This is a genomic window from Burkholderia lata, from assembly GCF_902499335.1.
Classification (GTDB): domain Bacteria; phylum Pseudomonadota; class Gammaproteobacteria; order Burkholderiales; family Burkholderiaceae; genus Burkholderia; species Burkholderia lata_B.
In genome coordinates, this window is sequence record NZ_CABVQK010000001.1 from 428261 (window position 1) to 449046 (window position 20786).

At 68.8% G+C, this 20786-nt stretch carries 19 protein-coding genes; 10 read left to right on the plus strand and 9 right to left on the minus strand.

Annotated features, from left to right (window positions below; translation table 11 throughout):
- Positions 1-31: 31 nt before the first annotated feature.
- The 5 genes from pnuC to BCO18175_RS02025 form a co-directional block, all read right to left on the minus strand.
- On the minus strand, positions 32-664 hold the full coding sequence (gene pnuC, locus BCO18175_RS02005) for a nicotinamide riboside transporter PnuC (RefSeq protein ID WP_174979116.1): 633 nt from the start codon (positions 662-664) through the stop codon (positions 32-34).
- A gap of 59 nt (positions 665-723) precedes the next feature.
- Positions 724-2955 carry a TonB-dependent siderophore receptor gene (locus tag BCO18175_RS02010; protein ID WP_174979117.1) on the minus strand — a complete coding sequence of 744 codons (2232 nt, stop codon included), beginning with the start codon at positions 2953-2955 and terminating at the stop codon, positions 724-726.
- Between the two features lie 604 nt (positions 2956-3559).
- The gene (locus BCO18175_RS02015) at positions 3560-3763 is read right to left on the minus strand and encodes a DUF2970 domain-containing protein (protein WP_043178166.1); all 204 of its coding nucleotides are present in this window, start codon (positions 3761-3763) and stop codon (positions 3560-3562) included.
- Positions 3764-3886: 123 nt separating this feature from the next.
- Complete coding sequence (locus BCO18175_RS02020; RefSeq protein ID WP_174979118.1) at positions 3887-5974, minus strand: pyridoxamine 5'-phosphate oxidase family protein; 2088 nt, start codon at positions 5972-5974, stop codon at positions 3887-3889.
- 36 nt (positions 5975-6010) lie between these two features.
- The gene (locus BCO18175_RS02025) at positions 6011-6655 is read right to left on the minus strand and encodes a glutathione S-transferase family protein (protein ID WP_174979119.1); all 645 of its coding nucleotides are present in this window, start codon (positions 6653-6655) and stop codon (positions 6011-6013) included.
- Between the two features lie 126 nt (positions 6656-6781).
- On the opposite strand from BCO18175_RS02025, the gene BCO18175_RS02030 reads away from it, so the two are divergent.
- Positions 6782-7732: a LysR family transcriptional regulator gene (locus tag BCO18175_RS02030; protein ID WP_174979120.1), complete on the plus strand. Its 951-nt coding sequence runs from the start codon at positions 6782-6784 to the stop codon at positions 7730-7732.
- Positions 7733-7983: 251 nt separating this feature from the next.
- Positions 7984-8439, plus strand: coding sequence for a hypothetical protein (locus BCO18175_RS02035; protein WP_174979121.1), 456 nt, complete (start codon positions 7984-7986; stop codon positions 8437-8439).
- A gap of 24 nt (positions 8440-8463) precedes the next feature.
- Here the strand turns inward: BCO18175_RS02035 and BCO18175_RS02040 are convergent, their stop codons facing one another.
- Complete coding sequence (locus tag BCO18175_RS02040) at positions 8464-9105, minus strand: TetR/AcrR family transcriptional regulator (protein ID WP_241019541.1); 642 nt, start codon at positions 9103-9105, stop codon at positions 8464-8466.
- Between the two features lie 102 nt (positions 9106-9207).
- Between BCO18175_RS02040 and BCO18175_RS02045 the strand changes: the two genes are divergently transcribed.
- Genes BCO18175_RS02045 through BCO18175_RS02055 form a run of 3 tightly spaced genes read left to right on the plus strand, consistent with a single transcriptional unit; the run spans position 9208 to position 12672 of the window.
- The gene (locus tag BCO18175_RS02045) at positions 9208-10110 is read left to right on the plus strand and encodes an SDR family NAD(P)-dependent oxidoreductase (RefSeq protein ID WP_174979123.1); all 903 of its coding nucleotides are present in this window, start codon (positions 9208-9210) and stop codon (positions 10108-10110) included.
- Positions 10107-11681 (plus strand): flavin-containing monooxygenase, encoded by a 1575-nt coding sequence (locus tag BCO18175_RS02050; RefSeq protein WP_174979124.1) that lies wholly within the window; start codon positions 10107-10109, stop codon positions 11679-11681. Before BCO18175_RS02045 ends, BCO18175_RS02050 begins: the two co-directional genes overlap by 4 nt.
- A gap of 7 nt (positions 11682-11688) precedes the next feature.
- Entirely contained in the window at positions 11689-12672 is a 984-nt protein-coding gene (locus BCO18175_RS02055) for an alpha/beta fold hydrolase (protein WP_174979125.1), read from the plus strand.
- Positions 12673-12729: 57 nt separating this feature from the next.
- On the opposite strand, the gene BCO18175_RS02060 is transcribed toward BCO18175_RS02055, so the two are convergent.
- Positions 12730-13128, minus strand: coding sequence for a carboxymuconolactone decarboxylase family protein (locus tag BCO18175_RS02060; RefSeq protein ID WP_174979126.1), 399 nt, complete (start codon positions 13126-13128; stop codon positions 12730-12732).
- A gap of 359 nt (positions 13129-13487) precedes the next feature.
- On the opposite strand from BCO18175_RS02060, the gene BCO18175_RS41095 reads away from it, so the two are divergent.
- The 5 genes from BCO18175_RS41095 to BCO18175_RS02090 all read left to right on the plus strand — a co-directional run bounded on the left by BCO18175_RS41095 (position 13488) and on the right by BCO18175_RS02090 (position 19496).
- Entirely contained in the window at positions 13488-15728 is a 2241-nt protein-coding gene (locus tag BCO18175_RS41095) for a collagen-like triple helix repeat-containing protein (protein ID WP_174979127.1), read from the plus strand.
- Between the two features lie 120 nt (positions 15729-15848).
- Positions 15849-17132: an isoprenylcysteine carboxylmethyltransferase family protein gene (locus BCO18175_RS02075; protein WP_174979128.1), complete on the plus strand. Its 1284-nt coding sequence runs from the start codon at positions 15849-15851 to the stop codon at positions 17130-17132.
- A gap of 128 nt (positions 17133-17260) precedes the next feature.
- On the plus strand, positions 17261-17758 hold the full coding sequence (locus tag BCO18175_RS02080) for a GNAT family N-acetyltransferase (protein WP_174979129.1): 498 nt from the start codon (positions 17261-17263) through the stop codon (positions 17756-17758).
- A 516-nt stretch (positions 17759-18274) separates the two neighbouring features.
- A complete protein-coding gene (locus tag BCO18175_RS02085) occupies positions 18275-18865 on the plus strand; it encodes a histone acetyltransferase (protein ID WP_174979130.1) in 591 nt (196 codons plus the stop codon).
- A gap of 58 nt (positions 18866-18923) precedes the next feature.
- Positions 18924-19496: an NADPH-dependent FMN reductase gene (locus tag BCO18175_RS02090; RefSeq protein ID WP_174979131.1), complete on the plus strand. Its 573-nt coding sequence runs from the start codon at positions 18924-18926 to the stop codon at positions 19494-19496.
- Between the two features lie 32 nt (positions 19497-19528).
- Here the strand turns inward: BCO18175_RS02090 and BCO18175_RS02095 are convergent, their stop codons facing one another.
- Positions 19529-20143 carry a DUF2894 domain-containing protein gene (locus tag BCO18175_RS02095; RefSeq protein ID WP_174979132.1) on the minus strand — a complete coding sequence of 205 codons (615 nt, stop codon included), beginning with the start codon at positions 20141-20143 and terminating at the stop codon, positions 19529-19531.
- On the minus strand, positions 20140-20784 hold the full coding sequence (locus BCO18175_RS02100) for an OmpA family protein (RefSeq protein WP_174979133.1): 645 nt from the start codon (positions 20782-20784) through the stop codon (positions 20140-20142). The genes BCO18175_RS02095 and BCO18175_RS02100 overlap by 4 nt, the downstream gene beginning before the upstream one ends.
- Positions 20785-20786: the final 2 nt, after the last annotated feature.

Here is a 20786-nt window from a genome sequence, read left to right on the forward strand (position 1 = left end):
GCTCCGTGGTTGATTCAGATCGGCGCGGAGATCAGCGCGCGCCGCCGCCCGTTGCCAGCGCACCGCCGGCCGCCGCGCGCAGCGCCGCGGCCGTCCGGCTCCAGTCGCGCCAGCCGACGACGGCCAGCCCGATGAACAGCGCATAGAGTCCGGCCGTCAGATACAGTTCCTTGAACACGAACATCCCGACATACACGACGTTCACGACGATCCACAACCCCCACGACGCGATGTAGCGTCGCGCCGTCCAGTATTGCGCGACGAGGCTGAACGCGGTCAACGATGCATCGACGAACGGCAGCGCCGCATCGGTCCAGCGCGCCATCATGCCGCCGAGCAGCGCGCTGCCGACGACGGCCGCGATCAGGTCGGGCAGCATCTGCATCGGCCGCACGCCCGTGACGGGCGCGACGTCGCCCGCAGGCGCCGCGCTGCCATCGGCCTCGCTGGCGCGCTGCGCGAGCCAGCGATGCCAGCCGTACACCTGCAGCACCGCGAACGCGCCCTGCAGCAGCATGTCCGAATACAGCTTCGCGTCGAAGAAGATCCAGCCGTACAGCGCAACCGACACAAGCCCGACCGGCCAGCACAGCATGCGCCGCTTCGCGGTCAGCCAGATCGCGAGCGCGCTGACGATCACGCCGGCGATTTCGAGTGGGGACATCGTCTGTGCTCTCCAGGTTAGCTGCCGGGGCCGCGCGTCACGCGGCCGGTTCCGGACGGTCAGAAATCATAGGTCAACGACACTCGCGCGGTGCGCGGCGCACCCGGGAACAGGTACGCATCGCCCTGCTGCTCGCCCGCGTCGCGCCAGTAGAACTTGTTGAACAGATTGTCCACCGACACGCGCAGCACCGTGCGATGGCCGCCGATCTTCGTCGTATAGCGCGCGCCGAGATTGAACACGAACCACGACGGCACGCGCGCGGTGCCCTCCTCGTTCGCATTGCGGGCCGCGCTGTACTCGACGCCGCCCAGCACGTTCAACCCCGCGACGCCCGGCACCGCGTAGTCCGCATACAGCGACGCGCGCAGCGCCGGTACGTTGATGATCTGGTGCCCTTCGTACGCCGGCGACCCGGAATCGTACGCACGGGCACGAATCGCCGCGACGCTGGCCGTCAGCCCCAGGCGCTCGGTCACGCGCCCGGCCGCGCCGAGCTCGATCCCCTGGTGCCGCTGCGTGCCACGCTGCACGAACGTGTAGCTGGTGCCCGATGCGTCCGGGTCGGCGAACTGGAACGGCTTGCTGATCGAGAACACGGCGGCCGTGAGGCTCAGCCGGTCGAGCCAGTCGTATTTCGCGCCGACCTCGATCTGGTGCGACTCGACGGGCGGCAGGAACGCATACGCGTTGGTCGCGCGCACGGGCGCCTGGTCGCCGAGCGACAGCGCCTTGCTGTACGACGCGTACAGCGACAGCACGTTCACCGGCTTGTAGACGAGCGCCACCTGCGGCAGGAACACCGAGCGATCGGTATGCGTCGTGTCGCCGTCGAGGCTGCTCCAGCTGCGCTGGCGCAGCAGCACTTCCTTGCCGCCCGCGAGCACCTGCCAGTGTTCGCCGATGCTGATGCGGTCGAGCCCGAACACGCCGTATTGCCACGCGTCGAGGCGCGGATATGACGGGCCGGGCGAATTCGGCGACGGCGCGAACGTCGTGTCGGGCCCGTAGATGTTCTCGCTGCCCACGTAGTCGTACACGGCGTCGGCCATGCTCACGACGCGGCGCTGCACGCTCACGCCGAGCGTCAGCTCGTGCCGCAGCGGGCCCGTTGCGAACTTGCCGGTCGTGACCGCGCGCAGGTCGTCGTTGCGCCGGTATTCGCCGGGGCTGCGGAAGTCGTAGACGTCATAGTCGCCGTTCGCGCCGAAGAAGAACGGCGACGTCGCGCCGGCCGTGCAGCTCGCCGCGTACGAGCAGCCGTACGCGAACGCGCTGTTGTCGTCGATCATCGTGCGGCTGCGGCCGGCGGCGATGTAGGCCTTCCAGTCGTCGTTGAACTGGTAGTCGAAGCGCGCGTTCAGGTTCAGCGCATCGGTCGTCACCGGTTTCGCCCACGGCTGCGTGCCGAGCGCCTTCGACGTCGTCTTGATCGACGGCACGACGGTGCCGCCCAGCAGCTGGTAGCCGGGTGCGGAACGCTGGATCCACTGCTGGAATTCGGCGTTGAGCTGCAGGCTCGCGCGCGGGCTGATGTCCCAGTCGGCGGCGATCGAGCCGAACGTGCGCCGTCCGTTCGTGCCGTCGATGTACGAGTGCATGTTCTCCTTCGCGGCATTGATCCGGAAGCCGAACTGGTTGTCGGGGCCAAAGCGGCGGCCGAGATCGACGGCCGCCGACGTCGAGCCGCGGCTGTCGACGCCACCCGTCACGCTCGCGACGTTCGCCGAGCGCTTCGTCACGAAGTTGATCACGCCGCCCGGCGCGACAACGCCGCTGTCGATACCGGCGAGCCCCTTCAGGATCTCGACGCGCTCCTTGTTCTCGAGCGGCACGTTCTGCTCGCCGGACACCGTCAGCCCGTCGATCCGGATCGCGCTCGCGAGATCGACCGGGAAACCGCGGATCGCAAAGCCTTCGAAATACCCGACCGGCGCGTAGTCGTTGACGACCGACGCGTCGTTGCGCACGACGTCGCTCAGCCGCTTCGCCTGCTGATCGTCGAGCTGCGCGCGCGTCACGACGCTCACCGACGCCGGCGTGTCGCGCAGCGGCGCGTCATCGAGCCCCGCAACCGACGCCGTGCGTGCGCGCAGCGCGTTGCCGCGCTCGCCGCTCACCGTGATCGTCGGCAGCGTCGCGCTGCCGGCTGCCTCCGTGTCCGGGGCCGGCGTGCCGCCCTGCGCCGCGGCAGCCTGTGCCGCGAAAAGCGTGATGCCGAGACCGACGCCAAGCCCGACCTTCGCGCGCCGCCGCCGTGCGGGCGACGCTGTTGTTCTATTCACCGTCATTGTTCTGGATGGAAAACTCGCCACTCGACCCTGTCGAAACCCGTTACGAAGCTGCGAAGCGTGCCCGCGACCGGATCCGGCCCTTCCACCGGACGCAAGCGCCGGCGCGATATTCATCAGACGAACCGGACGATACGGCACGCAAGCGGGCCGCTCGGTCGGGAAGACGCAGGATGGGACTCGGATTCAGGTGACGCACCGGGAACCGACGCAGCCGTCGACGGGTTCGTCGGGGGCGTGTCGGGCGGCCGGCTGCATCGCGCGGTCATGTCATGCGGGGGGACGCTTCGAACGCCCCGGTGCGGGCGCGACGTACTTGCGCGCACCGTTCGATGGAACGGCGGCGTGCCCGTCGCGCGCGACATCGCGGCGCGGCGCGCATTTTACCCCGGGCGGGGCCGGCCGCCCTGGAATCGGGCGAAACGGGAGGCAGGGAAGGCGGGAATAGGGACAGCGCGATTCGCGCGGCACGACGACGGTGCCGATGCGCGCGTGACTGGCGTCGTGCGCGGCCGCCTCAATCACCGGCGCAGTCGCGCGCCGGTCATGCGGCTGGAATTCGGAGCGGGAACGCTTCCCCGCTCGCGATCCGGCGGCCGGTTGGTCAGAACCCCTGCATCGTCACGGTCGGATCGACGACCAGGTGCACGACGCCGTAGATCACCGCCCCGACGAGCACCGCGAGGATGATCGCCACGAACGGCAGCATCGTGAAGTTGGCGTTCGCGAGATCGGTCGCGTGCGCCTTGCTGTTGCGTACGCCGAAGAAACTCCACAGAACCAGTTTGATCATGCCGAGCAGTTTCATGATTGCGCTCCTTTCATCTATCGGTTGACGCTATCGTCGATCCGACCGGCATCCGAAAAAAGAAGCAGTTGCGCGCGCTTTTCGCGCAGCAGGGTGACTGCGGCGGCATGTCGCATGGGTGCGTCAGCGGTCGAGCACGAGCGGTTCCGACCCTTGCGCGGGCCGCGCGACGCACAGCAACGCGCAGCCGGGTTCGACCGGTGCGTCGGGCACCTGTTCGTAGTCGACCGCGCCGGACAGCACGCGCGTCGCGCACGTGCCGCACGACCCGGAGCGGCATTCGGACGGCACGTCCACGCGCTGCCCTTCCGCGAATTCGAGCAATGTGCCGTCGGCGGGCGTCCACGCGGCTTCGCGGCCCGTGCGCCGGAATACGACCGGCACGCTCGCCACCGCCGGCGTGGCAGGCGTGCGGGTCGCGCTGCGTGCCACGCTCGACGGCCCGAACGCCTCGAAACGGATGCGTTCGTCCGGCACGTTCAGCGCACGCAGCCCGTCGTACAGGTCGCGCATGAATGCCGACGGCCCGCACAGGTAGAAGTCGTAGTCGTCGAACGTCAGGAGCCGCTTCAGTTGCGCGATGTCGATGCGGCCAGCGTGGGCTGTCGAGCCTTCGTGAGGATGACTGTCGAACCAGTGGAGCGACAACCGTTCGTCGGCGGCGGCAACGCGTGCCAGCGCCTCGACGAACGGTCGATCATCCGATTCACGCGCGCCGTGCACGAACACCACGCGGCGCGACGGTTGATCGTCGGACAGCGCGCGGCGCAGCATCGCGACCATCGGCGTGATGCCGATGCCCGCCGACACGAGCACCGCGGGGCGCGGGCTCGCGAGATCGAACGTGAAGCGCCCGCGCGGCATCTGCGCGTCAAGCGTCATGCCCGCTTGAGCGTGATCGTGCAGCCAAGTCGATACGCGCCCTTCGCGCTTCACGGTGATCCGGTAATGCGCGCCGCCCGGTGCATCGGAGAGCGTGTAGCTGCGGATCGACGGCGCATCGCCGCCCGGCAGCGCGACGCGCAGCGTCAGGTGCTGCCCGGCTTCGTAGGCCGGTAATGCGCCGCCGTCCGCCGGTTCGAAGTGGAACGAACGGATCGCACGCGCTTCGTCGACGATCTGTGCGATGCGCAGCGGCCGCCATGTGGGTGCCGATGTCGATGCGGTCGCCGATGCCGATGCCGATTCGGGTGCGGGTGTAGACGGCGCCACCACCGCGCCCGCGCCTGCCCCCGTCCCCGCCGCCATCGCCGCGAACTGCGGCGCGCGTTCGACCGCCGACCACCGGAACGGCAGCACCGCACGCATGCGCCGCACTTCCCGCACATGGAACCGCACGACCCGCTGCGCGCCGTCGAACGACGCGACGAGCGGCCCGTCCCACACGATCTCGGCACGCGCAGCCACATACAGCAGGTCGCCGCTGTCGAAATCGACGAACAGCAGCCCCGCGCGCGGATCGTGCTGCAGGTTGCCGAGCGTGTTGAAGAAGCGGTTGCCGCTGAAGTCCGGCGTCGTCAGCGTGTGTGCATCGTCGACGCGCACGAAGCCCGGCATCCCGCCGCGATGCGACACGTCCGCCCCGCGAGCAGCGCCCGCGTCCGTCGACGTGTTCGCGCTCGCAACGAAGAACGTATCGGCCTGCGCAAGCAGCGCGCGATCGGCATCGCTCAACGCGTCCGCCACGTCGGGCCCGGCGGATGCATCGACGTCCCGTGCGACGAACGTCGGCTTGCGGCCCTGGATGTACTTCGCGCAGTTGCCGAAGCTCTGCTCGACCGCGATCGTCAGCGCGTCGCCGTCGACTGCGCGCACGACGCCGTTGACGCGATTGCGCCGCCGCGTATCGAATTCGATGCCGAGCCCGCCGAGCGGCGCGCCCGACTGCCACGCACCGGCCAGCGGATCGCCCGGCAACGCGCGCGCCGCGATGCGCAGCGTGTGCGCGTCCGGCGACGTCACGAACCCCGGCGCACCGGCCCGTAGCGTCGCCCACGGCTGGCCGTGCGCATCGACGCCGCCGAGCACGAAGAACGGCAACTGCGCAAAAAACGTCCGGTGCTGGTCCGGCATGAAGCGCCGGATCCCGCGCCTGCCAGCCGAACCCGCGGCCTCCGTCACGCCTGCACGCTGCTGCACGGCAAGCTCGCCCGCGTGAAACGGTGCGCTGTCGAGTTCCCAGCCCGGTACGACGGCGGTCGGGGTGTTCATCGCGTTCTCCCTGAGCAGGCGCGGTTTCGGTGGGTGTTACGCGGCGAGCAGGCCCGCGCGCGTCGTCGGCATCGCGATGAAGCCCGGCAGCGCCTCGATGCGCGCCAGCCACGCACGCACGTGCGGATACGGTTCGAGCGACACGCCGCCTTCCGGCGCGTGTGCGATGTACGAGTACGCGGCGACGTCCGCGATCGTCGGCTGCGCGCCGGCCGCGAACGGCTTGCCGGCCAGCTCGCGGTCGATCACGTCGAGCACCTTCGCGGCCGTGCGCTTGGCGGCGTCATGGTCGAGCTGCGCGCCGAACACGGTCACGAGCCGCGCGGCGGCCGGCCCCGATGCGATCGGCCCAGCCGCATACGACAACCAGCGCTGCACGATCGCCGCGCTTGCCGGATCGTCGGGCAGCCAGTGCGCGTCGCCGTAGCGCTTCGCGAGGTACACGAGGATTGCATTCGAATCGGCGATCACCGTGCCGCCATCGTCGATCACGGGTACCTGCCCGAGCGGATTGAGCGCGAGGAACGCCGGTTCGCGCTGCGCGCCGGCCGCGAGATCGACGTCGACGGTCTCGGACGGCAGGCCGAGCAGCGACAGGAACAGCCGCACCCGATGTGCGTGCCCCGAGAGGAGGAACGAATAGATGCGAATCGGCGAGGCGGGCTTGCGGGCGGCAGACATGGAAACACTCCGGAATCTCGCGCCGCCGGGGATCGGCGACGAACAACCGCAGCGTAGCGCTCGCCGTTCGTCGCCAGAAGACGGATAATCGAGGAAACATTATCCTTTTTCATAGGACAATCGACGATGGCCGATCTGCGCGACGTGAACCTGAACCGGCTGGCGATCTTCGTCGCGGTGGTCGACGCCGGCTCGCTGACGGCCGCGGCCGAACGGCTCGGCCTGGCGAAGACGGTCGTCAGCACGCACATGCAGCGCCTCGAATCCGAGGTCGGCGCGAACCTGCTGGTGCGCACGACGCGGCGGCTGAGCGTGACCGACGCAGGGCGCGCGTTCTACGACGCGTGCCGCGACATCGTGCGGGCCGCCGAAACCGCGCTCGACGCGGTGTCGTCCGACGCGGGGCCGCTGCGCGGCACGCTGCGCGTGAGCGTGCCGATCGACTACGGCGCGCTGGTCGTCGCGCCCGCCGTCGTCGCCTTGCGCGACCGGCATCCGGGGCTCGACGTCGAACTCGTCGCGAACGACCGCGTGGTCGATCTCGTGGCGGACAACCTCGACGTCGCGATCCGCATCGGCCGCCTCGCCGATTCGAACTATCGCGCGGTGCAGCTCGGCACCTACGAGAAATGGCTGGTCGCAAGCCCCGCGTTCATCGCGCGCCATGGGCGGCCGCACGATCCGGATGCGCTCGCCGCGCTGCCGTTCGTGATGCTGTCGACGCTGCCGCGCCCGCATACGGTCGAAGTCGAAGACGCGAACGGCGGCACCGCTTCAGTGCGCTGCATCGCGCCGGTCATGTCGAACACCGCCACCGCGTGCCGCGCGATCGTGCTCGCGGGCGGCGGCTTCGGGCTGCTGACGGATTTCTCGACCGCCGACGACGTCGCGGCCGGCCGGCTCGTGCGGCTGCTTCCCGCGTGGCGCTCGGCGCCGGCCGGGATTCATGCGGTGTATCCGTCGACGCGGCTGCCTTCGCCAAAGGTGCGGGCGTTTGTCGACGCGATGAAGGCGCGGATCGGGGAGGCGCCGGCAGCGCCGGTGCAAGCGACACGAGCGAAACCCACAAGCGGTTGATTCCGGATTGCCGGCCCCGTCCGGCACGACCGCCGGCGATCGATACGCTTTAACTCCCCTCCAATTCCCTTTCTCCGGGCTTTCTCATTCGAAACGAATACGCCCTTTATTTTCCAAATAAATCAGGCATTGCATTTCCTGTTTTTATACTAATCTTATTCCCAGAAATACGCTGATTTGCGTTTACCGAAACGTTTCAATTCTCCGCTTTATTCAATCAAGGAGTCTGAAATGCAAATCGCCGCAACTCCATGGGGAAGCACACCATCGATCCGCGTCGACACGGGCGCATTCAACCAGGCGGGCGACAACGTATCCGCAACGTGCCGGCTGGTCGGAAACGCGATCCACATCCCCGTGTATGCAACCAGCGGCGGCTCGGCGACCAAGTGGTGCCGGGATGGGGACGGCTGGACCCGGGGCGCCTATACGGGGTTGTGATCGAACGTGCCTGGGGCGCGAGGATTTTCGCGCCACGATCGGCGCAATGCGAACCGAATTTCGCATTGCGCCGCTTTTTTTATTTTATCCACATTGTTTTGACCAATTCACCGCCACATGAAATCCAAACCCAAAACAATGACGGCTTATTGATAATCATTTTCATCCAGAAAAATCGCCGACTTTTATTTATGCAACAGGCGATTAAATCGAGCAAGAAAGCGACACTGCGCCCGGTGCGCCGTGCAGCCAACGCTTTATTTTAATTTTCAACCGGTGATGCCTTCCGGTTACCCGATCTCCCGCAACGTCCCCAGCAGCACCTTCCGGCAACTCGCGACCATCTGCACCTCCGGATCGCGATATTCGGTGAGCAGCCACGCTGCGCCGACGTTCGTCATCGCACCGACGAGCGCGAGCCCGATCAGCCGTTGCTCGGTGCGCTCGGCGGGCGTCACCGCCTCGCGCGGCGCACCGATCGCCATGATCAGCTTGCCGAAGTCGATCAGCATGCGCTGGTACGTCATGTCGGTGTCCGCGCTCACGCCCATCACCTCGAGCAGCAGCACGCGCGCCGCGCACGGGTCGCGCAGGAACGCGAAGAACGCGGCGAGCCCCGCATCGACGCTCTCGTGCAGATCGCCGCCCCGCTCGGCCACCGCCCGCGCGACCGCTTCGTGCAGCTGCTGCGCGTGATGCAGGTAGGTGCAGCGCAGCAAATCGTCGGTGCTGTCGAACGCCGCATAGAAATAGCGATCGTTCAGCTTCGCTTCCTGGCAGATCGACCGCACGGTCGCCTTGCGGAACCCGACCGTGCCGAACACGCGCGTCGCCGCGCGGATCAGCGCGTCGCGGCGCTCGGCCGCCCGCACCTCGGGCGCCACGCCGCCATACGAGCGGCCCCGTTTTTCCGTTTCGAGTGCTTTCTCCATTCCGCTATTTGACATCAGGACACCCGAAAACTAAAGTGGTGACGATCAACACCACATTAGACGCGCCGCCGGCGCAGTGCAAGCGGAACGGGAGGAGCACGGATGAACGGGTTTTCCGGCAAGGTCGCCGCGATCACGGGCGCCGGTTCGGGCATGGGCCGCAGCCTCGCGGTCGAGCTCGCGCGGCGCGGCTGCGAGGTCGCGCTCGCCGACGTCAACGAAACCGGGCTCGCCGGCACGGCAGCCGCCTGCGCGCAGCATGGCGTGCGCGTGAGCACGCGGCGGCTCGACGTATCCGACCGCGATGCGGTGTTCGCGTGGGCCGATTTCGTGCGCGCCGAGCACGGCAAGGTCAACCTGGTCTTCAACAACGCGGGCGTGTCGCTGGCCGCCAGCGCCGAGACCGCGCGCATCGCCGATCTCGAATGGATCGTCGGCATCAACTTCTGGGGCGTCGTGCACGGCACGCAGGCGTTCCTGCCGCATCTGCGCGCGTCGGGCGACGGGCACGTCGTCAACACGTCGAGCCTGTTCGGCCTCGTCGCGATGCCCACCCAAAGCGCGTACAACGCGACCAAGTTCGCGGTGCGCGGCTTCACCGAGGCGCTGCGCATGGAGCTCGAACTCGACGGCGCGCCGGTGAGCGCGACCTGCGTGCACCCGGGCGGCGTCGCGACGAACATCGTCGACGCGGGCCGCGTCGATACCAGCATCCACGCGCTCACGGGCCAGGACGAAGCGACCCATCGCCGCCAGGCGAACCGCCTGATTCACGCAACCACGGCCGATGACGCCGCGCGGCAGATCCTCGCGGGCGTCGAGCGCAATGCGCGCCGCGTGCTCGTCGGCGCCGATGCGCGCCGGCTCGACCGGATCGCGCGCCTGCTCGGCGCCGGTTACCAGTGGCTGATGCTGCGCCACGTCCGCCGCGCCCGTGCCCGCAATCTCGATCGTGCGCACGCCCCGGCCGCTCTTCCGACCACGCCGACCAAGGACCCCGCATGACCTCGACGACGACCGACCGGCGCGACGCGCCGCCCGCCTCCGGTGCTCGACAAGACGGCAACGACCTCGACGTGCTGATCGTCGGCGCCGGCCTGTCCGGCATCGGCGCCGCGTATCACCTGAAGCAGCGCTGCCCGTATGCGAGCGTGGCGATCGTCGAGGCGCGCGACGCGATCGGCGGCACCTGGGACCTGTTCCGCTATCCGGGCGTCCGTTCGGATTCCGACATGTTCACGCTCGGCTACAGCTTCCGGCCGTGGCACAGCGACAAGGCGATCTCGGACGGCCAGACGATCCTCGACTACATCCGCGACACCGCACGCGCGTACGGCATCGACAAGACGATCCGCTACGGCCAGAAGGTGGTCGCGGCCGACTGGGACTCGAACCGCGCGCGCTGGACGGTACGCATCGAGCGCACGCGGAACGGCGCGACCGACACGCTCGTCTACACCTGCCGCTTCCTGTTCATGTGCAGCGGCTACTACGACTACGACGCCGGCTACCTGCCCGACTGGGCGGGGATGGACACGTTCGAAGGCAAGCTCGTGCATCCGCAGCACTGGCCGAAGGACCTGTCGTATGCGAACCGGCGCGTGGTCGTGATCGGCAGCGGCGCGACGGCCGTCACGCTCGTGCCGTCGATGGCGGCCGACGCGCAGCACGTGACGATGCTGCAGCGCTCGCCGACCTACATCGTGTCGCTGCCCGCACGCGACAAGATCGCGAACGCGTTGCGCCGCGTGCTGCCGTCGCGGCTCGCGCACCGGCTCGTGCGCGTGAAGAACGTGCTGCTGACGATGTACCTGTACAACGTGTCGCGCCGCAAGCCCGACCGGACGAAGCAGTTCATCATCCGCGCGGCCAGCAAGCAGGTCGGCCCCGGCTTCGACGTCGCGAAGCACCTGACGCCGCGCTACATGCCGTGGGACCAGCGCGTGTGCCTGGTACCGAACGGCGACCTGTTCAAGTCGATCCGCGCGGGCCGCGCGTCGATCGTCACCGACGAGATCGAACGCTTCACGCCGACCGGCCTCAAGCTGAAGAGCGGCCAGCAGCTCGACGCGGACGTGATCGTCACCGCGACCGGGCTGAAGGTGAAGATGCTCGGCGGCGCGCGCGTCACCGTCGACGGCCGAGCTGTCGACCTGCCGGACACCGTGTCGTACAAGGGGATGATGTACAGCGACGTGCCGAACCTCGCATCGTCGTTCGGCTACACCAATGCGTCGTGGACGCTGAAGGCCGAGCTGATCGCGCGCTACGTGTGCCGGCTGCTCAACCACATGCGCGCGAACGGCTACGACACGTGCGTGCCGCGGCTCGGCACCAGCGATCCCGGCAACGTGCCGGCCGTCAACCTGAGCTCGGGCTACATCCAGCGCGCGGCCGGCATCCTGCCGAAGCAGGGGCATAGCAAGCCGTGGAAGTTCCACCAGAACTACGTGCTCGATCTCGCGTCGCTGAAGTTCAGCGGACTCGCCGATTCGGCGATGCAGTTCGAACGCCGCGCAAAAGCCGGCCCGGCCGCCACGACGCCGGTTGCCGAACCCGCACTCGAAACCCGTTGAGGCCGACATGACCCATACGCTCCATCTGATCCAGAACGTGCTGCTCGGCGTCGTCGCGGTACTCGCCGCGCTCGCGCTGTTTACCGGCTACGTGGCCCGCCGCGTGACGCGCGCGTTTCCGCCCGAAGGCCGCTTCGTCGACATCGGCGGCGACCGCATCCACTACGTCGAATACGGCAACGGCCCGCCGCTCGTGTTCGTCCACGGGCTCGCGGGGCAGTTGCGCAATTTCGCGTACCTGCCGCTCGCGCGGCTCGCGCAGCAGCATCGCGTGATCCTCATCGACCGGCCGGGCGCCGGCCGGTCGCTCCGCGGCGCGGGCTCGCAGGCGAACGTGTTCGCGCAGGCCCGCACGGTCGCCGCGTTCATCGACGCGCTGCGGCTCGACAAGCCGGTGCTCGTCGGCCACTCGCTCGGCGGCGCGATCGCGCTCGCGGTCGGTCTCAATCATGCCGATCGCGTGAGCCGGCTCGCGCTGATCGCGCCGCTGTCGCACGAGCAGAGCGAGCCGCCGGCGCCGTTCAAGCCGCTGATGCTGCCGTCGCCGCTGGTGCGCCGCTTCGTGTCGTGGACCTTCGCGATTCCGCTGACGATCCTGACCGGCCGCAAGGCCGTGCGCCAGGTGTTCGCGCCGGAAGACGTGCCGCGCGACTTCCCGGTCAAGGGCGGCGGGCTGCTCGGGATGCGCCCGCACGTGTTCTACGCGACCGCGACCGACCTGCTGTCGGCCCCCGTCGACCTGCCCGCGATGGAGCGCCGCTATCCGGACCTCGCGCTGCCGGTCGACGTGCTGTACGGCCGCGCCGATCCGATCCTGAACTGGCGCGAGCACGGCGAAGCGCTCGCGAAGAAATCGGCGCGCGTGCGGCTGAAGGTGGTCGAGGGCGGGCACATGCTGCCGGTCACGATTCCGGAAGCCACGGCCGACTGGCTGCTCGAAGTCGCCGCTACGCCAGCCGAGGCGGCCGCGCCGGCGGCACGCATCGCGTAAGCCGCGACCGCGTAACAGGGCCTGATTCCGTGCCGTGCAGCCGGCGCTGCGGCGGAATCAGGCTTCGTCGTCGGGCAGCGACAGCCCGAGCTCCGATATCACCTCCCGCGCACTGCGGAATGCCTCGACCGCGGCCGGCGCGCCCGCGTACAGCGCGCTGTGCAGCAGCACCTCGCGGATCTCGACGAGGCTCGCGCCGTTGTTGAGCGCGCCGCGAATGTGACCCTTCAGCTCCGTGCTGCGGCCGAGCGCCGCCAGCATCGCGCACGTGCACAGGCTGCGCGTCTTCAGGTCAATCCCGCCCCGCTGCCACGTGCTGCCCCACGCGTGTTCGTTCAGCCAGTTCTGCAGCGGGCGCGAAAAGCCGTCGAGGTCGCGCATCGCGCGTTCGACGAACGCTTCGCCCATCACGTCGATTCGTCGCGCCTTGCCGTGTTCCCTGTCCTGTTCGTTCATGTCCGTGTCCTGTGTGAAGTCGTGGCCGCTGCGTCGCTGCCGGCAGCCGGGGATGTCGCGCCATGTTCATCGGGCCGGCACGTTTCGTCAAAGATGCGGCCCTCGGTTCGAGGCCGCCCGCGTCACGCGATATCGAACGCTACGTAACATCGCGCCGCGCGTTACGGCGGCTTGCGGGAACATCGCAACCGCCGCGCCGGCGCACCTTGCGTACCCGTCGCGCGAAAGCGCCGGAACTGCGTTTAAATCGCGCGTATATTCCCGATTCCTGCAACAAATCGCGACACCGTTTCGGGGGAAACGTCGTGGCGCGGAATTTGCAGAGGTGGCTTGGACACATTTCCAATGTCGAGGCCAACATGCACAAACTCTTCAAGAAGACGACGGTAACGATGGCCGTCTCGTCGCTGCTCGCACTCTATGGCTGCGGCTCGGTCGATGGACCGACGACCCCGCCGACGATCAAGCCGAGCACGTCCGGGACGGGGGGCAGCTCGGGGACTTCGGGTACGTCGGGCGGTGGGACTTCGGGGACTTCGGGTGGCGGGACGTCGGGTAGCTCAGGTACGTCCGGGACGTCGGGTACTTCCGGTACGTCGGGCACCTCCGGCACGTCGGGTACTTCCGGTACCTCGGGCACCTCCGGCACGTCGGGCACTTCCGGCACGTCGGGCACTTCCGGCACCTCGGGTACTTCCGGCACCTCGGGTACCTCCGGCACGTCGGGCACTTCCGGCACCTCGGGTACTTCCGGCACCTCGGGTACCTCCGGCACGTCGGGTACGTCCGGCACCTCCGGTACGTCCGGTACGTCGGGCACCTCCGGTACGTCGGGTACTTCCGGTACGTCGGGTACTTCCGGTACGTCGGGCACTTCCGGTACGTCGGGCACTTCCGGTACGTCGGGCACTTCCGGTACGTCAGGCACCTCCGGTACGTCCGGTACTTCCGGCACCTCGGGTACGTCCGGCACGTCGGGTACTTCCGGCACCTCGGGTACTTCCGGCACTTCGGGTACTTCCGGCACTTCGGGTACTTCCGGCACCTCGGGTACTTCCGGCACTTCGGGTACTTCCGGCACCTCGGGCACTTCCGGTACCTCGGGCACTTCCGGTACCTCGGGCACTTCCGGTACGTCGGGCACCTCCGGCACGTCGGGCACTTCCGGTACGTCAGGCACCTCCGGCACGTCGGGTACTTCCGGTACGTCGGGTACTTCCGGCACCTCGGGCACCTCCGGTACGTCAGGCACCGGCGTCACCCCGCTCGGCAATGTCCTCCAGAAATCCGGCAACCTCGTGACGGCACTCGGCACGACGGTCGCAAACGGCGGCGGGCAGATCGGCGGCGTGCAGATCCCCGGCACGAACCCGACGACGGCCTCCAGCGTCGGCAACGCGGTCACGAGCCTCGGCAACGGCGTGCAGGCACTCGGCAACGGCGTCGCGGCCGGCCTCGGCTCGATCGGCGTGTCGGCCAACCCGCTCGGACCGACGCTGACGTCGACCACCGGTCTGCTGACCGGCGCCGGCGGCGCGGTCAACAACCTCGGCAACGCAGTGAAGAGCCTCGGTTCGGGCCCGCTGTCGCCGCTGTCGCCGGTCACGTCGCTCGTCGGCGATCTCGTCAACACAGTTGGCGGCGCCGTCAATTCGACCGCATCGGGCCTCAACACCGCGCTGAACAGCTCGCCGGTCCAGCAGCTCGAGACGCAGGTCGGCAAGGTGATCAACCCGATCACGAACACGTTGACCGGCGGTGTCACGACGCCGGGCGCCACGCAAACGCTCGGCGGCGTGACGCTGCTCGGCACGCCGCTCAACGGCCTCCTGAGCACGCTCGGCAACGGCCTCGCCAGCGCCGGCACGAAGGTCGGCGGCGCAACCGACAACCCGGTCGGTACCGGCCTCGGCGGTGTCGTGGCGCAGCTCGGCAACACGGTGACGTCCACCGGTGGCCTCGTTCACGACAACAACGCGGGCAGCTCCAGCAGCGGCACGGGCGGCAGCAACCCGCTCGCCCCGATCACGGGCCTGCTCGGCACGCTGACCGGCGGCCTGGGCGGCGGCAGCTCGAGCGGTTCGGGCGGCACCAGCGGCACGAGCGGCACCAGCAGCGGTGGCCCGCTCGGACCGGTCACGGGCCTGCTCGGCTCGCTGACGGGTGCGCTCGGCGGCCTCGGTTCGAGCGGCACTGGCGGAACGAGTGGCACCAGCGGCACCGGTGGCTCGGGTGTCGGCGGCCTGCTGGCGCCGGTCACCAACCTCGTCAACTCGCTGACCCCGCTCGGCGCCAGCCTCACGGGCACGGTCACGACGCCGGGCGGCAACGTGACGGGCACACTCGGCGGCCTGCTGTCGAGCGGCCCGGTCGGCACGGTGACGGGTGCGCTGACGACGCCGGCAGGCGCCGCGGGCGCCACCGGCACGGCCAGCCCCGGCGGCGCGGCCGGCACGGTCACGACGCCGGCCGGCGGCGGCACCCTGGTGGGCGGCCTGACCGGCGGCTCGAACGGTGGTACCGCGGGCGGCGCCGGCAACCTGCTGTCGCCGGTGACCAACCTCCTCGGCGGTCTGCTGGGCGGCGGCACCAAGAAGTAACGCTTTACCTATCAGAACCACAGGCCAATGGCCGGGCGCGCATCCATACAAAGCCCGGCCGACGGCCGGCGTCACCCGCCAAGCAGGGGCGCCGGCCCTCATCCGTACGAGGATCCGATCATGAATTCCACGCTTGACGGCATCGCCGCGGTCCAGGATCGCCCACCCCGTTCCGCCACGCCCCTGCGCGCCGGCCTGCTCGGCATCGCCGCCGGACTCTTCGCGCTGTGGATCACGCGCGACCAGCCGGCCCTCGATGCCGCGACGCGCGCGGTCATCGCCAGCCTCGCGATCATCGGCACGATCGCGCTGCACGAAATCTTCATCTCGCGCGTCTACCTGCGCCCGAGCGCGGGCCTGTCACGGCAGGCCGTCCGGCCGCTCGGCATCGCGCGCGTCGCGACGCGGCTCGGCGCGCTGACGTCGATCTATGCCGGCATCGGCGTGATCTACTGGCTGCTGCCCGAATACCACGGTGCGTTTTACCGGCCGTTCTGGTCGCTGCTGCGCTCGCTCGCGCCGTACGTGATCGTCGCCGCGCCGTTCTACTTCGCGTGGATGGACCGCCACCAGCGCGAGACCGACGACGCGTACCTGCTGTGGGGCCGCTTCCTGTTCCGCCGCGAGCAGCCCGTGAGCTGGAAGCCGGTGCGCGAGATGCTGGCCGGCTGGGGCGTGAAGGCGTTCTTCCTGCCGCTGATGACCGTCTACCTGTCGAAGGACGCCGATCACCTGACCGCGTCGCTCGCGAACGCGATGCACGCGCCGACGACGATCGCGGCCTTCATGTTCATGTACGACCTGTCGTTCACGATGGACCTGATGTTCGGCACCGTCGGCTACCTGTGCACGTTCCGCATCCTCGACAGCCACGTGCGCACCGTCGAGCCGACGACGCTCGGCTGGGTGGCCGCGCTGATGTGCTACCAGCCGTTCTGGTCGCTGTTCTCGAACAACTACATCCGTTACGAAGGCTCGATGTTCTGGGACAACTGGCTGATGTCGGCTCCGACGCTGCGCGTGATCTGGGGCACCGTGATCATCCTGCTGCTGCTGACCTACGCGCTGTGCACGATCTCGTTCGGGCTGCGTTTCTCGAACCTCACCAATCGCGGGATCATCACGTCGGGCCCGTACCGTTTCACGAAGCATCCGGCGTACATCACGAAGAACCTGTCGTACTGGATGGTGTCGGTGCCGTTCGTCGAGCCGCTCGGCTGGCGGGTCGGGCTCATGCACTGTGCGGGGCTCGTCGCGGTCAACCTGATCTACTACACGCGGGCGAAGACGGAAGAGCGCCACCTGATGCGCGACCCCGACTATCGCGCGTATGCCGAATGGATCGAGCAACACGGGCTGTTCGCGCGGATCAAGCAGGCATTCGGGCAGCGCGCGCCGGCCTGACGCGGCGGCGCAAGGCGGGCCCGGCTGCCCCGCCCACGTCTGCGTTCGCGTTCGCGTTCGCACGTCGACGTTTCGCCGGTTCCGGCGCACAATGCGCGCTCCCTCGAGAACGGTGCAACAGGCGAACGATGAACGTCACCACGGTGCGGCTGGCTACGACCGATGATGCGGCGATTGCCGCACGCATCCTGACCGATGCCGTTGCGTTCAAGACCGCGCACGACGACCCGGCATGGGGGCATCACGCACGCACCGAACAGGACGTTCGCCCGATGCTCGACGACGGCAGTCTTCACATCGTCGAGCAGGACGGCATCGCGGCCGCGATGTTCGTGCTGACGTGGGACGACGAAGCGTACTGGGGGCCGCAGGCGCCCGTCGCCGGCTATCTGCACCGGCTCTCGGTACGGGACGGTTTCCACGGCCGCGGGCTCGGCCGCCATGCGATCGACTGGTGCGCGGATCAGGTGCGCGCGCAGCAGCGCGCGCTTCTGCGGCTCGATTGCGATCCGCGCAACGTGAAGCTGTGTGCGTATTACGAGGCGCTGGGCTTCGAACGTGTCGCGCTTCGCCCACTGCCCAGCGGTTACATCGCTTCGCTCTACGAGCGCGCGGTGGCCGGTTGACGGCACCGGCCGCGCGCACTGTCCTGTAGCCGCGATCCGGCCCGCCTCGCCCGCCGCTCCGGCGGCGACACGCCCCCTTGCGGCCAATTGTCGCGAAACGACGCGAATCTCCGCCTTTCGTCGCTTTTCATCTTCTGTCCGGTTGCCCACCGGAATCGTGTCGCGTATGGTGCTGCCCGTCCGCGTGCGATACGGCGCCCGACCTGCGCGCTATCACCCGGACCTTCGACCGTCGTCCCGCACGACGGCCGCGCGGGCCGTGCCCGCCGCTCACCGTCTCCGCGATGCCACCCTTCGGCGCCGCGCATTCTTGAGGAGAGAGACGTGATCCACAAAGTCCTGATCCTGTTTGCACTCTGCATCGCGGGCCTCGCCGCGATCGCCGCCGGTTTCCAGCACATCCCCAGCTGATTCGCGGCCCCGGCTCGCTTCGCCGAGCCCGGGGGCCGCACCCATTCCTCTCCCCTTTTGCGATGAACCACTTTCTCGGACCGCCCGGGACGGGCGACCTTTGCCATGCGCATCGACGTACAGCATTCCCAGCACGACATCGACGATGAACTCGACACGCTCTACGCGCGTCTCCACCAGCCAGGCCATCGCCTGCACGGCCTGCCGGCCATCGCGCTCGGCCGCTCCGGCCTGATCGTCCGCCACCGCGAAGCGGACGGCGAATACTTCCTGTATGTCGAGGATCCGGCCGCGCGCCAGCTCGCCGGCTATACGGTGTTCAACCGCTTACCCGAAATCCCGCGCCGCGCCGACCGCTACCTGCGCGCGCCGCATACGCGGCTGCGCGGCTCGTCGCAGCGCAAGGGCCTCGCGACGACGCTGTATCGCTGGGGGCTCGACGCGGGCCTGTGCCTGATCAGCGGCGCGCGCCAGTCGGTTGGCGCCGCGCAGTTGTGGACGGCGCTCGCGCAGGACTACCGGCACGGCTTCGTCGATATCGAGGGGCGTGCGCTGCGTTATCTCGGCGACGCCGTCGCCGACGACGTGCACGGCGCGCTGCATACGCGGCGACTGTTGCTCGGTAATGGATGGGAAATCGGGGAATTCGCGCGCGTGACGGGGATAACCGGTGCCGTCCCGACGCCGGTGCGATAATCCGTGCGACCCGCGCGACGCACGCCGCTATGCCACGCGCCAACCGACACGCACATCGATGACCACCGATCCCCGCACCCACGCCGACCGCCACATCGACATCGTCGCGCTGTGCGGCAGCCTCCGCACGCAGTCGTACAACGCCGCGCTGCTCGATGCGGCCGCGCTCGTCGCACCGCGCGGCATGCGCATCGTGCGCTTCGATCGTCTCGGCGAATTCCCGCTGTTCAATCCCGATGCCGAATATCCGTCGCCCGCCGCGGTGCGCGACCTGATCGACCGCGTGAATGCTGCCGACGGCTTGCTGATCGCCAGCCCGGAATACGCGCACGGCGTAACGGGCGTGATGAAGAACGCGCTGGACTGGATCGTGGGATGCGAGGCCGTCGTGTACAAACCGGTCGCGGTGCTGAATGCGTCGCCGCGCGCGACGCATGCGGACGCGGCGCTGCGCGAAACGCTGTCGGTGATGTCGGCGCGCATCGTCGAACCCGCGTCGATCACGCTGCCGATCCTCGGAAGCCAGCTCGACGCGGCGGGCGTCGCCGCGCATCCGCCGTTCGCATCGGCGTTGACCGACGCGTTGCACGCACTGCGCGCGGCGATCCAGGAGGCAGAGCCCGGCCGGTAGTGACCTGCGTTCGTTCGTGAACGCGCGCGGCGTTACCGCGCCTTCGTGCGCGCCACCTTCTTCGCCGGTTTTGCCGCCTTCGCGCGCGGCGCTTCCTTCTCGGGCTGCGCGCCGCCGCCGGCAAGATCCTCGAGCCACGCGAGCGCGTCGACATACGACAGGAACTGCTGCAGATAGGCCGGCGACAACTCGCGCATCGTCGCGAGCGACCGGTGCACGAGACTGTTCGAATTGAGCGGCCCCGCGTTGCGCGGCACCTGGTCGAGCGACTGACGGTACTGCTGCTCCGTGCGGACTTTCGACCACATCGTGCGGAAGTAGTCGACCAGCTCGGGATCGAGCCCGCGCCGGTCGGCCTGCGCATCGCGCGCGAGCCGCTCGACGAGTTCCGCCAGCGCGCCGCGCGCGGGCGCACCTGGCGCGTCGCTCACGGTGGCCGTTTCACCGGCGCGCGACACAACCTCCGCGAAACCTTCGAGCAACGTCGCCAGACGCGCGTCGAGCAACGCGCGTGCGTCACCTTCGAGCGCGGCCGCCCGCCGTTCGAGCGCGTCGATCCGGTGAAAGCGCACCGGATCGAGCCGGTCGGCGCCCTGCTCGCGCCATGCGTCGAGCGTCGCGCGAACGTGCGTCGCGTCGCCGGTCACTTCGCCTTCCCTCCGTTCGATGCCGACTTGCGCGGCACCGGCGCGATCTCCACGCGACGGTTCTTCGCGCGGCCTTCATCGTCCGCATTCGAGCTGACCGGCTGTTCCGAGCCGAACGCGGCCGCGAACACCGACGACGCCGGCACGCCGGCGTCGATCAGCGCACGCGTGACGGTCAACGCACGCTTGGCCGACAGCTCCCAGTTGTCCGTGAACTGGCGGTTGCCCGCATGCACCTGCTGGTCGTCGGCGAAGCCGCTGATCATCAGGATCTCGTCGCGCGTCTTCAGGTAGGCGCCCAGCGGCGCGGCCAGCGTCTTCAGCAGATCGCGGCCCGCGGGCTGCAACTGGTCGGAGTTCAATGCGAACAGCACGTTGCCGCTGATGCCGATACGACCGTTCACGAGCGTCACGCGGCCGGCCGCGAGCGGCCCGGCGAGCGCCTGCTCGAGCGACTTGCGCTGCTGCGCTTCCTGCTGGCGCGCGCGTACGGCCTCCTCGAGCTTCGACGTGAGCTGAAGCTGCATGCCGATCACGCCGACGAGGATCAGCACGAACGCGCCGAGCAGCACCGACATCAGGTCGGCGAACGCGGGCCATACCGGCGCGGAGGACGCGCCGCCGTCGATTTCGTCGTGCATGC